Origin of the sequence: Paenibacillus sp. FSL H7-0737 (assembly GCF_000758545.1) — a bacterium.
Lineage (GTDB): Bacteria > Bacillota > Bacilli > Paenibacillales > Paenibacillaceae > Paenibacillus_AQ.
In genome coordinates, this window is sequence record NZ_CP009279.1 from 3270840 (window position 1) to 3285254 (window position 14415).

Below are 14415 nucleotides of genomic sequence, written 5' to 3' on the forward strand. Positions count from 1 at the left end.
TACTCAGTCAGTTAATGGAATCGAGAGAATAAATTCAGTTCCTTCTCCTGATTTACTTCGTACATTTACATCACCGTTCATCGAACGGATCAGTTGATAAGAAAGCGTAAGTCCCAATCCGGTACCCTTGCTTTTAGTTGAAAAATAAATGCTTCCCAGTCGATCCATCTGCTCGCTGCTCATACCAACCCCATTATCAATTATTATTATTTTTGCGAATTGGGATTGACGCTCGATACGGATGCTCACAATACCTGTTGAATGAACAGAGCAAGCTTCTATCGCGTTTTTGATGAAATTTATGAATAGTTGTTTGATTTCAGTAGGATTTGCAGATACATATAGTTTATCCTCCAAGGGGTGCATCTCCAAAGTAACGTTATTCATATTGGCGTACGGCGTTATGATATCTACAATTGAGCAGATTTGCTGCACAAGTTCAATTTTCTCTACTATTGAATGATTGGGTTTGGCTATCGATAAATATTCAGAAAGAATAACTTCTGTCCGCTTAATCTCTTCAAGGCAAATTTCAATATATTTCTGACTCTTTTCTCTTGTGATCGAATCATCCTTCATTAATTTTAAAAATCCCATAACCGCTGTAAGTGGATTACGGACTTCATGGGCTAGAGAGGCTGCGACATGAGCAATCGTTTCCGATTTTTCACTTTGAAGATACCTGAGATATAATTCCTTATCAGAAACTGCTTTATTAAAAAGGGAAATCAATATCCAAATTCCGAGGAAATTTTGTACTGGCATAACGAGGATATTGAACTTTAAATGCTGTATCGTGTATTGGTATTCCGTTGCAAACATAGTACCTATTGGAATAATGGAAAAGCATATCCCTGCAATGAGTGTAATAAGCTTTCGGTACTCGGAACGACGACGGTATAGATTGGATAACAATGCGGATAAGGAGAAAGTGATGGAGAGAATAATTATCGCTGAAAATAGTCCCTGTCCACCTATAAGGAGGCGGTATACTAGAAACTCAACGATAAGAAAAACTCCAGTAGTTATGCCTCCATACACCATTCCGAAAAACATGATCACGTAACGAATGTCGAATATGATTCCATCTTGTATACTAGCAGGAAAGGTCATCGACATAAAAAGACATATCATGCAGGTGATCGTGATAAATTGTTTTGAATAGTTAACGGCTTTGTCACGATAGTAAATGGTATAAAGGACAAAAGGGGTTAGGGCAAACAATAATTGCAGTAAAATATCCTTTACATCCAGCATATTAGCCCTCCCGATAGTTTGGAAATAATTTGATATACTGTTTATTCGTTGTGACTATGAATTCCTCCTTCTGAGGGAGCGGTGTAAAGGCACTAATCATAACTATTGAGAACAAATTTACATATACAGGAAGAATTATACTGTGCGTGCGAAACCTGTCGTTTAATCATTTCAAATAAAAAGGCTGAAGAACAACTTTTAGTAATTAAAAGTTGTTCTTCAGCCTTTAGTTGATCATTTCATCTGAGTTTACTCAATCTTAGATATCCCACCACTGGTCAGATTCACCTTGATATCAATTTTTTCGATGCTGCTTGAATCGAGCGGTAAGATTCCTTTATCATTCAGTTTGTTCCACTCTTTTGGAAGATTACGATAGAATATGCCTGAAAGTCCATATACATCGGCATTTATTTCTAAACCTTTCAAGTAAGTTTCCCTAATCTGATCTTCAATTACTTTTATCGCTTTCAGTTCAATATTTTTTCGATTAAGGTTTGCGCTCAATTCCGGAAGAGTGCCCTGCATAGACACTTTAATATCGAAGACAGGTTTGTCATGCTTCATCTTGGGTTGAATAGAGAATTTAAGTTTGTTCATGACGATCACAGCAAGTACTTTTTTGTCATCTTTGATTATCAGAGGCGTTCGTTGCGTCTTTTTTTCCAGCCATCGAACCCCTAATATCTCTTTAGACTTCAGGCAACCACGAAATTGCTCATTTTGCAGAAAGCAGATCCCTGACATGCTAATGTTAGGGGAAGGTTTCTTATTACTCGTCCAGTCTGGTGCAATTTCAAGAAAAGGTAATCGAACCGTTTCGGCTTTCTCTCTCCATTTCCATATAAACTTGTACAGATACAACGGAGCGATAACCGAGCTCTGTTCATAGGTTCGCATGGGACTGTTAAGCTGCGAGTAGATCACTGACAGATCGGCGATCGACGGGGTATTCAGCACATCTTCCATGGGTTCGTTGGTTGCCATGGTCCAAACGGTATATCGAAATTCATAATATCGATCCCAAACGTCCAATACTTGATTGATGACGCTACCCTTCTTTAGCGCTGCTTCACTAAATACGATTGTTTTCACATTACTCCAGATAATTCTTTGTGGACTAGTGGCATATAAATTAAATATTGCCGCATCAAACGAATCTCCTTCTGCTTTCCCTATGAAAGTTTTTTGTTCTTGGCTCTGCCCGGCCTCTTTTTTCGCAATGCCACTAAAGTTAACCATTTGAATATAAACAACGACTTTGTTATCTACATAATCGACGCCTAATGTATTCACATAGATCATATGCTCAATTTCTTTTGATCCCCAACAGCCTGTAAGCAGCATGGAGAGAAGAGCAGTAACAAGCATGCACCGGATCAATTTCATGATCGATCTCGTCCTTTATTTCCCGTATTGTCCGTGAACTTTCCCTTTCCCCACGGCATTCTGAAAATAACTTTATAAAAATCCTTCCAGTGAGGCGGGGATAGAGGGGAAAGGTAGTAGGTGCCGAAAGAACGTAAATTTACCATAAATAGGATCAGTGCAAGCAGACAGGTCATCGTACCAAACAACCCCAGAAACCCGCTAATGATGAGAATAGCAATTCGAAGCAAGCTAACAACGCTAACTAATGACTGGTTCACCAATGTAAAGGTAGCCAATACTGAAATGGCTATTACTACAATCGTACCTGGACCTGCAATGCCGGCGCTTATGGCTGCCTGACCGATAATTAAACCTCCAACAACCGATAAGGTCTGGCCATAAGCAGTGGGTAATCTCATCCCTGCTTCCCGAAAAATCTCAAATAAAATGAGCATCACAATCGCCTCTAAGGGAGCCGGAAGAGGCACGCCTTGTCTCGAATTTACTAACGTTGCAAGCAGCGTAAAGGGGATTTGATCTTGATGAAACGTAGTAAGCGCGATCCAAAAGCCCGGCAAAAACAGGGAAAGCATAACCCCTAGGACTCTTAATAACCTAGTAAAAGCAACAAAGATGTTTACCATATGTGCATCTTCCGAAGTATTCAACAAGAAGCTAAAGCTCACTGGCGCTATAATCACAGTAGGCGAACCATTCGTCAAGAGCACAAATTTGCCATGAAGCAGTGAATTCGCAGCATAGTCAGGTCTGCCCGTATATGCGAATAATGGAAAAAACGAAAATCCAGTCAGACTTTCTTCAAGCTGGGTGCTACTCACCAATCCCTGGATTTGAATGCCGGTTAGTTTTGACTTGATCTCATCTAGTACATGAGGTTTAATCGTCTCCTTGAGATATAAAAGATGAACCTCAGTCGCGGTTTGGATTCCAATACTGAATTGTTCAACAGCCAATAATTCGGTCTTAAGTCTTTTTCGAATAAGGGCAATATTGGTAAATGATTCTTCCGTAAAACCATCCTTAGGCCCTCTTGTGGACACTTCTGTATTGGGTTCTTCAGGTTGCCGTTTAGGTGGATCAGCCAATTTCACAACATAGTATTGATTCGATGGCGTAAAAAGAAGGAAAAGATCACCATTAAGCACAGTATCAATCATTGAAGCATTAATCTCTTTTGATGGAAGGGGGGTCATGTGAAACGGAACTTTTTGCATAAGATCGAGTTCATTCGATGTGAGAATAGATTCCGGGATCTTTTTTAATTCCGGGATGATATATTCTTCCACTTTGATTTCATCGCACAACCCCTGGCAATACACCAGTTGAACGGCATTGTCCGAGTCAGACAAAGAGATAGTTAGTCTCTTAATGTCTGAACTTGAACCAAATACTCGTGTGAACACATCCTCGAACGTATTGGATTCCTTTTGCTCAGGCTCTTTCATGATGTTGCTTTCCCCTTTCGTTGAGCCAAGCTAATCAGCCCTGCAATAATTACAGAAAAAGCGAGTACCCCCCATAAAGAAAAGGGAAGTACATAGTGAGCTAACATACTCAGAAAAAATTGGTCACTAAATGGAATGGCTGTGAACACTACAATAGCAAAAGATATGCTTCCAAGAACCAACATTTTCACTTTTTTGCTTTGAATTTGGAGTATATCGAGAATTAGAAACATAGTTAGAGAAATTCTCAGAAAAGCACCACTGAACCATTGATAAACGCTAAAAAAATCAAGATGCTCAATGTATCTTCCAATCGTCAGCAATCTCCATTCTTCATACGCGGGAAATCTGAGTTTATCAGCCTCATCCGGACCAAATTCAACAATTGCACCAATTATCGGACCCATGGTTAGACCTAAGATAAGCAGGATCATGATCATAAACGATAGATATGACAATCGCGATTTGATGTGATGTTGCATAAAGAAAAGCATGATGACCTCAACAAAACCTGCTCCTACGTACACGCTCCCTTTCCAAACGGGTTGCATACCGTGCTCAAGCATCGGTCTTAATAAGGAATAATCTTTATGAGTTGTATTAGAGAACATTATAAAAAAACCCAATATAATAACAAAAGGCAGCAAAATTGCAGCGGTATTCGCGAGGGAGTGAATACCTAAATAAGCATTTATCACAGAAATCAAAAGTAATACGAACGTAAGGACCAGTATAGGTGTCTCTGGTGAGAAGGTCAGATGCACCCAGTATACAGTGTCTCTAGTTGTAATCATGCATAAGACAAACAAATATACACTAGCGACTACCGCAAGAATACGGCTCACGATAGGAGGGTAAGCTTTAGCCAGCCAAGCGAAAAGATGCTGTTTTTTGATTTTGGTAGTACTAATGTGCAGGATAAAGATCCAAACTAGCGCACATGCCCCAGCAAGCAGCACTGAGATCCAGGCGTCACGCTTTGCCGCGTCCAATAGGATGGGGATGATAATGACATGATTTAGAAGGCCTGTACTCAGCATAATAATCATGATGGATTGAATAAACGTAATATTTGTTTTGATTTTCCTCATCCTCCTAAATAAACCGGACCCACCGTCTACCTTATAATGCCATTCTTGGAGGTGATTTATTCTGGAGAATTGAGCAGTGCAAAACGTAAAGAGCCGAGCGGATATCCGCTCGGCTCAAAGTGTTATTATTTAGCGCTCCATAAGGCAACACGATCCTGCACATATTTGGTGTAGCCTTTTTCCATTTTTTCTACTCCGGCTTTCTCCAGAGCTGCCATGTAGTCAGCCCAGATTTTATCGAAATCTGCTGGTTTGGCAAGAATGGCTTCCGGAATACGTTTCCATGTAATATCTCTCATTTTGTTACCTAAAATGGTGACCTCATCTTCACCTGGAATCGCGATATTCCATGCTGCACCATAGGCCTTTTCAGTGAATTCTTCTTCTTTCGGGAATAGATCCTTCCAAGTGGTTGCCTTGTAGGCAGCTAAAGTTTCTTTCTCAACATCGCTATACCCAAGTACAAGTTGTTCCGGGAAGTTTTTAGTATAATAATTTCCACTTGCATCCTTAGCGCCGTCTCCGTAATGAACCATCATATTCCAGTAGAAGCCGATTCCTGTTTCCTTGGTGAAGGCTGTGTTGTCATTGTTGATGCGATCTTGTACATCTGTCGGAACGATCCGTTTGCCGTTCTCTACCACGTAATGCTTACCTTCAATTCCCCAGTTATTCAAGATCTGTCCTTCGTCAGAAGCGAGAAAATCCAGGAACTTAATTGTACGAATCGGATCCGGATTTGTGCTGGAGATCGAGATGCCATAACCACCCATGAAGCCGGTAGGCCAGAAGCTAGTTTCCTTGTATTCTTTCGTTAATGTTACCGGATAATGACCATAAGTTTGATCGAACTTTCCTGCCGTTTTCAACGCTTGTTGAGCATCATTATAATCCCAATCTTGATCAATCAAGCCAAGCACACGTCCTGTGGCTACTTTAGCTTTGTACTGGTCATACTTTTGCACGAAGCTCTCTTTGTCTAGCAATCCGATATCATTCATATGATTCAGCCAGCGGAAATACTCTTTCTCCTCCGGACGGCGAAAGTGGTAGATCGCCTCATGTGTCTGTTGATCTACGTAATATTCCCCGTCATCCGAACCGCCTGTCGTTGCAACTGCAGGGTTAGTGACAGAAATGTACATATGCCAATCATCCGCGTTCAGTGAGACTCCGATGTTCTTGTTGCCGTTCTCATCAGTTGGATGTTTCTCAAGATAGGCTTTAATTACATTCTCATAATCGGTGACTGTTCTGATTTCAGGGTATCCGGCTTCTTTCAAGACGCGATGTTGAAGCTCAAATCCACCGCCAGCCACGAATTTCTTCTCATCAACCGCTGCCCAGGTAGGAATGGCATAAATCGATTGGTCTTCATTCGTGTATTTTGCCCGGGCAAGGTTGTCACCAAGCACACGTTTAATATTTGGTGCATACTTGTCGATTAACTCCGTTAAATCGATGACTGCTCCAGCATCTACAAGTTTACCGATATCAGCTTTGGCAGAGATGATATCCGGATAATCACCACCAGCAGCGATTAAGGCGATTTTTTGTTGTGGATCCCCTACCGCAAATTCCGCATCGAGTGTGACGCCTGTTTTCTCTGTAATCACTTTACTGATGTCATCTTTCATATTGTTCCAGTTCGGATTTGGATCTTCAGCGAAGAAGGAGAGTGTAAGCGGGCTTAAATCTTCGGCTTGTGCAGTTGCTTCCGCGGTAGCCTCAGCAGTGGCACTAACTTCATTCGTTTGTTTAGTTCCTACGTTGTTATCAGCCGTTTTGTTGCTTGATCCGCTACAACCTGCCAGCACACTAATTAGTAAAGTCAAGACCATCAACATCACATGCGATTTTACTGTATTTCTTGTCATGAATAGAAACCCTCCCTTTTTCTGGTCAAAAAATGTATTGTGTATACAGGCTGAGCCTGCTTATACCATTAGCGTACTAACTCTTTACTGAACCCAAAGTCATACCTTTAACAAAGTAGCGCTGCAAAAACGGATAGACGATTAGAATAGGCACAGTGACTACAATCGTGATTGCCATTTTGACTGATTCCGGAGAAATTTGTGCCATAACCTCTGTCATATTGCGACCTCGGAAATTGTCCGCATTAGTTGTCGTACTCTGTATGACCTTCATTAGCTCGAACTGGAGAGTAGTCAACGCATCCTTGGAACCATTGTAAAGATAAGTATCAAGCCATGAATTCCATTGGCCAACGGCGAGGAAGAGAGCGATGGTTGCCAGCGCAGGTTTGGTCAGCGGAAGAATAACCCGCCAATAAATCGTGAAGTCATTAGCACCGTCCAACTTAGCGGATTCCTGCAGTGCATAGGGCAAGCCATCGATAAAGGAACGGATGACAAATACATTAAATGCGCTGACTAGACCGGGGAGGACATACACGCTAAAGGTTCCTATCATATGAAGATCTTTAATCAGGATGTAGCCAGGGATGAGACCACCTGAGACATACATCGTAAGCGCGAGAAATGTAGAGACGAACTTTCGGGCTTGGAAGTCTACCCGACTCAGAGTGAAAGCTAACATGGAGGCACTAACCAACCCAAGAATCGTGCCAATCACCGTACGTAATATAGAGATTTTGAGTCCGGTCATCAGCCCGGAATAGGCAAAGATCGTCTCATAGTTCTTAATAGTGAAGACGCGTGGATATATCGTAATTCCACCCTTAATGCTGTCTGTGGAGTCGTTAAAGGAAATTGCCAACACATTCAGAAAAGGATATAGCGTAACTATGGTTACTACAGTGACCGCAATATAGACTACCAGATCGAAGATGCGGTCCGACCATGACACGGCGGCCAGTTTTTTACTTAGCATAAGGGCCTCCTATATGATGCTTTCTTTTGTTATTTTTTTGAATATCCCGTTGGCGACAAACAGCAGAATCACACTTACCACAGAATTGAAGATATTAATGGCTGTACCGAAGGAGAAGCGGCCCATGCCAAGCCCGTAGTTCAATGCGTAGAGATCCAGCGTCTGTGAGTAGTCGCGCACCAGGTTATTGCCAAGCAGGAACTGCTTCTCGAACCCAATGCTAATTAAATGTCCGATGGAAATAATGAGCAGAATAATGATGGTTGTCTGAATACCTGGAAGTGTAATGTTTCGTACTTGCTGTAGGCGACTTGCACCGTCTACTCTTGCTGCTTCATAAAGCTCTGGACCTATACCTGAGATAGCTGCAAGGTAAATGATTGTGTTCCACCCGGTTTCCTTCCAAACATCAGAAGCTGTGACGATCCCCCAAAATAAATGACCTTTAGCCATGAATTGTATAGGTTCACTAATTAGATGAAGACTTAGCAGCAGGTCGTTTACCGCACCGTTATCGGTAGAGAGCATCTTGGTAATAATTCCGGCAGCAACTACCCAAGATACGAAGTGGGGGAGATAGGAGACTGTCTGTACAAACCGTTTCAGAAACTGAAGCCGTAGCTCGTTCAGAAGGATAGCAAAAATGATGGGAATAATGAATCCAGCCAACAAGCCCATGATGCTCATAGCGAGTGTATTACGAAGTGCATTAAAGAATTGATCATCTTGAAAAAGCTCTCTGAAGTACTGTAAGCCGACCCATTTTTGATCGAAAAAGGATTTTCCGGGTTTGTATTTCTGAAAAGCCATCGTCCAGCCCCATAAAGGCAAATAATTAAATACAAATGCCCAGAGCACAAATGGGAAGGCCATCATATAGAGGTATTTCTGCTGTATAAAAGTTGGCCAAAAGCGTGAAACAGGCTTCTTCAGCTCCAGTTGAGCTTTTGAGGTAATCGCTTTCATTTATGTCCCTCCTTCGATATGCCATAATCATAATCTACAGAAAGTGAAAGAAACACCCGAATATTTTATATAAAAAACAGGGGTATATCTGTTATTTTCGTAAGCGTTTTCTGAAAAATGTTGAGTCTCTTTTAATTCTTTCTGCGGTAGTCGGAGGGAGAGACACCTTCATGCTTCTTAAATTTTTCACGAAAATAATCTACATCACTGATGCCCACTTCGTTTGCAACCTGATGGATTTTGTAGCCTTGAGTAAGCAGTTCCTTGGCCTTCTCCATGCGGACATTATCTAGATAGCTGTTAAAAGAATACCCCGTGCTGTTCTTAAAAAGCTTCCCTAGATAAGCGCTACTATAACTAAATACATCCGCTAGCGTGTCGAGCTTAAGATTCTTATTATAATGTCGATGGATGAGATCCAGCATCCGCTTTAGGAAGACCTCCATATCGTCGCGGGTAATGCCTTTTGCATAATACTCAAGAAGAGTGGAGGCATAGCGCTGCAATTGAGGCAGAGAGGTATGTTTATAGATTTGTTCAATTTGCTCATCCATGTTGCTGTGCATAGGACTCAGCTCCTTATATTGAAACGAGAGTTTGTTAAGTAGATAAGAGACGATACGCACATAACGCGATTTCACGGCCATCTCGGAATAATCGGCAGTAATCATAAGTTCTCCAGCTTCTTGAATCAGGGTGAAGAGTAACGAGCAATTGCCGGTATCCATACAAAAAAACATCCGTTCTAGAACGAACTCCAGCCTGTTCTCTATTTCCTCTGAACTAACTGTCAGCCCATTCTTTATTTTCATGGAATCCGGTCCAATCATCCCCGTCTCGTCATAGAAGAAATGCTCTTTCATCCTTGCCAGCGCCGATAGGTGGGAGACAGAGATATCCTCCAGAGAGTTCACCATATCACCTGCGGTGATGATACATTCAAGTTCATGGTCAGATACTACTTTCTGTATATTCTGGACCATTAACTTATGTACAAGTTCTTTCTGAAATGAGGGCTGAAGCAGAACCCCCAAATAAGAATCTAGCAAGAATACTATGCCCCAGTCATTTTCTTCAAAGCTTTTTGCAAGTCTCGCCTTTACGACTGTTGAAGGTCCATGATCCGCATTGTCCTGAAGTATCAGCCTAATCAGAACCACTTGATAGGAATCCCATAGTAGTTCTGCTTCAAGAATGATTGCATCCATTATTGACGGAGTCTGCGCACTTCGATCCATTAACAAGGATTGAACTAGCATTTCCCGGTTCCATACTTTGACTGCGGCCTGTTTCTTACGATCAGTAATACGTGCATCCAGCTCAATGGACAGATTCTCCAAGTATAGCTGTAGTTCATCTTCATCTACAGGCTTGAGCAAATAGGTATCAATGCCAAAGGATAACGCTCGCTTAGCATAGTTAAAATCCGCATAGCCACTGAGGATGATGATGTGCATTTCCGGATCAAGTGCTCTCAGTTCTTCAACAAGCTCTAGACCATCTCTACCGGGCATACGAATATCTACGATCATTAAATCAGGGGAGTAAAGTTCATATTTATGTTTAGCCTCAATGGCATTTGCGGCGGAATCGATGACTTGATATCCAAGACTCTCCCAGTCTAGCAGAGCAACTAGTCCTTCACGGATCGCCAGCTCATCATCCACTATCAACACGCTATACATAAGAATCACTCCTTAATGGAATCGCAAAGCTGATTTGCGTTCCGAATCCGATTTGACTTGCTAAGGTCAGCCCAAATTGTGGACCGTAGGTCAGCTGCAGCCGCAAATGAATATTGCGCATCCCAATATTATTACTTTCATAGTCATCATTGTTATTCAACATCTTCCTAATTTCTTGTATCCGTGTTTTTGAAATACCCACTCCATTGTCAGATACCTGAACCTTTAGATAACTGTCTTCTAAGCGGATTTCCACCCGAACCATGCCGCCTTCAATTCGATTCTCCAATCCGTGGATGACACAATTCTCTACCAGTGGCTGAATAATTAAAGGGGGAATTTGAAAAGGATTCGCCTTTGGGTCCACAAGTAGCTCATAAGTGAGTCTGTCATCATAGCGGAATTTTTGGATGACTAGGTAACTGTTTACGGTTTCTAGCTCACTTTGCAGACTGATCATCCCATTGCCGACCTCAAGGTTTTTACGCATCATTTTTCCCAGCAGTCGAACGACTTGAGAAATATCCGCTTGTCCTCTGACAAGAGCTTTCATACGGATTGATTCTAGGGCATTGAAGAGGAAGTGAGGATTGATCTGGCTGGCCATCATCTTGAATTTAATTTCATTTTGCTTAAGCTGAGTCGCATTTTTCTGTCGATTGGATTCTTGTACCTCACTCATTAGTTCATTAATGTTCCGAACCATATGATTGAATTGTCTGGCAAGCTGACCGATTTCATCTTTACCGTCAATAACAAGCGTGGCTCCTAAATTTCCCGAAGCGACCTTAGAAATATGTTTGCTCAAATGTAGCATCCTTCCGGTGAGTAGCCGCGAGACATAGTAAATCAAGAGAATAGCCATAATCAATGCCGAAAGAATTACAATTGAAGCTAGAAAGATAATTCGGTTGGGCTCATCGACAATGCTTGCTACAGAAAAAATGGAAATGATACGCAGGCTATTCAAGCTTCCTCCAGGTTGCCAGTGATCGATCACCATTTTGAAGGGTTTGCCATCAATGGTTACATCGTGGGGACCTTGCCCTGTAGTGGATAAGGTTGCTAGGTCAATATTCGACAGTGATTTATCTTGTGTATCTACACGATTTGAGGCGACAATATTGTCGTTCTCATCCATAATAAGAGTTTCAAAAGATTCTTGGTTGAGGATCGCATTGAGCTTTTTGGTATTCACATTCACGACTAGCACACCGGTGGTTCTCGCCTTAAAAAAATTGACCTTTCGGATTAGACTTAAATAATATTGTCCATTACGGTTGTCCCGAATATAATTCCAGCATACCAGTCCCCTTTGGGCTAGTGCGGTTTGGTACCATTGTTCCTGTGTAACACTCTCATTCGTCTGTAGAAACTCCCAGTTGTTGAGAACCGTTGGGTTATCGATATATAAGCGGATACTGGAAACTTCGTTGTATAGTCGAACAAAATCACGGAAATCAGGATAGTTCCAGTAAGCTTCAACAACATCATAGACAGACTCATAACGATGATTGGCAACCTCTTCAAGCCGGCTATCATTCGATAGTCGATAAGCAATATCAAGCGGGATGTTGAGCATTTCGCCAGTCCGTTTTTTCACTCGATCCACGTTGGCTGTAATCTGCTCAAGCGCATTAGCCATTGCCATATTCCGTAGTTCATTTGTAAGGAACAGTCCTACAATTAAGACCGGGATTAGAACGACACAGCCAAATGATAGAAATAACTTCGTTCTGAGTCTTAGATTATTCATAAGAGTGATGATACGAGCATACACGACTAAGGGCCACCTCCTGCACCGGAATGTTAACGCTTACATAAAAGTATATCGTTTAACGAACTTCCATTATATGTGATCATTTAGGGATTTATTGTCTTCTGTTATGGAGTTTTGGAAAGAGGATACATTATATAAAAATCTACAAAAAAATAGAAAACCACTGATCTAGTCAACTAGATCAGTGGTTTTTTTATCCAATTGAATGGTCTCGATTTTCTTTACCGAAGAATAATTCTTAAACCAGAATGCGGACCCTTATGAGGATTTGGTTTGAATGACAGACTCATTCTTTAAAATAGGGTGTAATCCCTTTTGAATATAGGTTCTCTACTAACTTGAAAAATTCTTCTGACGATAAATCCTTTTGACGCTGGAGCCAAAGACGAAATAAAGAAAGGGTAGTTGTCAGGTAAAACTCAATGAAGTATGGCGTTAAGGATTGGTTTTGCGGAACGTTTAATTCTAATTGATTCAAAGTGATTTCTTTTTTTAAGCGTTTTAAAAAACGGGCACTTCCATAATCACCCAAAAGGGCATTAAGAACCAGGAGATGTTCTTTTTTATCCAGACAATAGAGCGTGTCTTGAACCGTATCCAACGATAGCTCTTTATTTGCCAATTCTTTTTTCATTTCATTCAATAGGTCATTTTCAACAGAGTCTAACAATTCGTAAATGTCAGTAAAGTATTGATAAAAGGTGCTGCGGTTATATCCTGACTTATTCGAAATTTCCTGAATCGAAATTTTCTCTATCGGCTTTTGGCTATATAACTCACAAAAAACTTCTACAAACTTTTGTTTTGTTTTCTCCGTTATTTGGGGTTGCTTTTTCATGTTTCCCTCCTACTAGCGAATAAGAATATCATCCGACAAATCATAAAAAACTGATGGTTGATCAAGGAATAATGAAGATTTATAATCACATCATACAACATGTTGTCGGATAATCAAAAGGGAACATTAATAAGTAAGGGTGGTTTATATGTCAGCAAAACAAGATAGAATTTTAATTTTTGGTGCAGGTGTCATCGGGAGCATGTACGCAATTAAGCTTCTTGAAGCAGGGTTTGACGTTAGCCTGTTTGCACATTCGAATAGATATAAATCATTAAGAGAAAATGGCCTGCAGTATACAGAAAAAGGTACAGTTAAATCGATACAAGTGAATGTCATTGATACGCTCGAAAATGACGATGTTTACGATTTTATTTTCGTTACCGTTCGTTATGATCGGTCCGAAGCAGCATTGTTAGCGCTAAAAAATAATCAAAGCAAAAATATAGTTACGATGACTAGTAATTCATTTGGATTTTCTTCGTGGCTGGATATCGTAGGGGATAGACTTTTACCAGCTTTTCCCGGCTTCGGCGGACAGATTAAAGATGGAGTATTGCATGCTCGATTTCTACCAAAGTTTATAGCGGCAACTGCATTTGGAGAAATTAATGGTGTATTGACAGAACGCATAGAAAACCTTGCAAAATTATTTAAAACTGCAAAGCTTCCCTACGTTATTAAAAAAGATATGCAAGCGTATCTAATCACACATTCCGTATCAGACATTGCCATGTTGAGTTTTTTGCATTCTGAGAATAAGATCATTGACAAAAAAACAGCCAGAACTAGAAAGACAGCACGCAAAATAACATTCACTTTAAAAGCGTATCTAAGGGCAATACAAAAAGCTGACGTTTCAATTGATCCACCAATGCTTAAAATGGTGCTTAAATTCCCAAACTTATTTTTGGACCTTTTCTTTATGACATGGCTACGAACTAAAATGGTTAGGGATATGATGTTGCCGGATTATGCGAAAAATGCTAACAATGAGATTGTGCAGCTTAGAAATGATTTAATGAAATTTTTAAGTCAACATGATATCAAATCGGAAATACATGTTCAGTAATTTTTTGTTAAAATATTATAGTATTGTGGAGGG

11 protein-coding genes are annotated in these 14415 nt (G+C 40.7%); 1 reads left to right on the top strand and 10 read right to left on the bottom strand.

What is annotated here, in order from left to right:
- Window positions 1–3: 3 nt before the first annotated feature.
- The 10 genes from H70737_RS14155 to H70737_RS14200 all read right to left on the bottom strand — a co-directional run bounded on the left by H70737_RS14155 (window position 4) and on the right by H70737_RS14200 (window position 13310).
- Window positions 4–1257, bottom strand: a complete 1254-nt coding sequence (locus tag H70737_RS14155) for a sensor histidine kinase (RefSeq protein ID WP_042188179.1) — start codon at window positions 1255–1257, stop codon at window positions 4–6.
- Window positions 1258–1506: 249 nt separating this feature from the next.
- Window positions 1507–2646 (bottom strand): Ger(x)C family spore germination protein, encoded by a 1140-nt coding sequence (locus H70737_RS14160; RefSeq protein WP_042188181.1) that lies wholly within the window; start codon window positions 2644–2646, stop codon window positions 1507–1509.
- Window positions 2643–4094, bottom strand: coding sequence for a spore germination protein (locus tag H70737_RS14165; RefSeq protein WP_042188182.1), 1452 nt, complete (start codon window positions 4092–4094; stop codon window positions 2643–2645). The genes H70737_RS14160 and H70737_RS14165 overlap by 4 nt, the downstream gene beginning before the upstream one ends.
- On the bottom strand, window positions 4091–5185 hold the full coding sequence (locus H70737_RS14170; protein ID WP_042188184.1) for a GerAB/ArcD/ProY family transporter: 1095 nt from the start codon (window positions 5183–5185) through the stop codon (window positions 4091–4093). The genes H70737_RS14165 and H70737_RS14170 overlap by 4 nt, the downstream gene beginning before the upstream one ends.
- 125 nt (window positions 5186–5310) lie before the next feature.
- Complete coding sequence (locus H70737_RS14175; RefSeq protein ID WP_042188186.1) at window positions 5311–7062, bottom strand: ABC transporter substrate-binding protein; 1752 nt, start codon at window positions 7060–7062, stop codon at window positions 5311–5313.
- 76 nt (window positions 7063–7138) lie between these two features.
- Window positions 7139–8041, bottom strand: coding sequence for a carbohydrate ABC transporter permease (locus tag H70737_RS14180; RefSeq protein WP_042188188.1), 903 nt, complete (start codon window positions 8039–8041; stop codon window positions 7139–7141).
- A gap of 9 nt (window positions 8042–8050) precedes the next feature.
- The gene (locus tag H70737_RS14185; RefSeq protein ID WP_042188190.1) at window positions 8051–9007 is read right to left on the bottom strand and encodes an ABC transporter permease; all 957 of its coding nucleotides are present in this window, start codon (window positions 9005–9007) and stop codon (window positions 8051–8053) included.
- Window positions 9008–9138: 131 nt separating this feature from the next.
- Complete coding sequence (locus tag H70737_RS14190; RefSeq protein ID WP_042188192.1) at window positions 9139–10692, bottom strand: response regulator transcription factor; 1554 nt, start codon at window positions 10690–10692, stop codon at window positions 9139–9141.
- The gene (locus tag H70737_RS14195) at window positions 10685–12472 is read right to left on the bottom strand and encodes a sensor histidine kinase (RefSeq protein WP_042188194.1); all 1788 of its coding nucleotides are present in this window, start codon (window positions 12470–12472) and stop codon (window positions 10685–10687) included. The genes H70737_RS14190 and H70737_RS14195 overlap by 8 nt, the downstream gene beginning before the upstream one ends.
- Window positions 12473–12758: 286 nt before the next feature.
- Window positions 12759–13310 (bottom strand): TetR/AcrR family transcriptional regulator, encoded by a 552-nt coding sequence (locus tag H70737_RS14200; protein WP_042188196.1) that lies wholly within the window; start codon window positions 13308–13310, stop codon window positions 12759–12761.
- A 148-nt stretch (window positions 13311–13458) separates the two neighbouring features.
- On the opposite strand from H70737_RS14200, the gene H70737_RS14205 reads away from it, so the two are divergent.
- Window positions 13459–14382 carry a ketopantoate reductase family protein gene (locus H70737_RS14205; RefSeq protein ID WP_042188198.1) on the top strand — a complete coding sequence of 308 codons (924 nt, stop codon included), beginning with the start codon at window positions 13459–13461 and terminating at the stop codon, window positions 14380–14382.
- Window positions 14383–14415 lie beyond the last annotated feature (33 nt).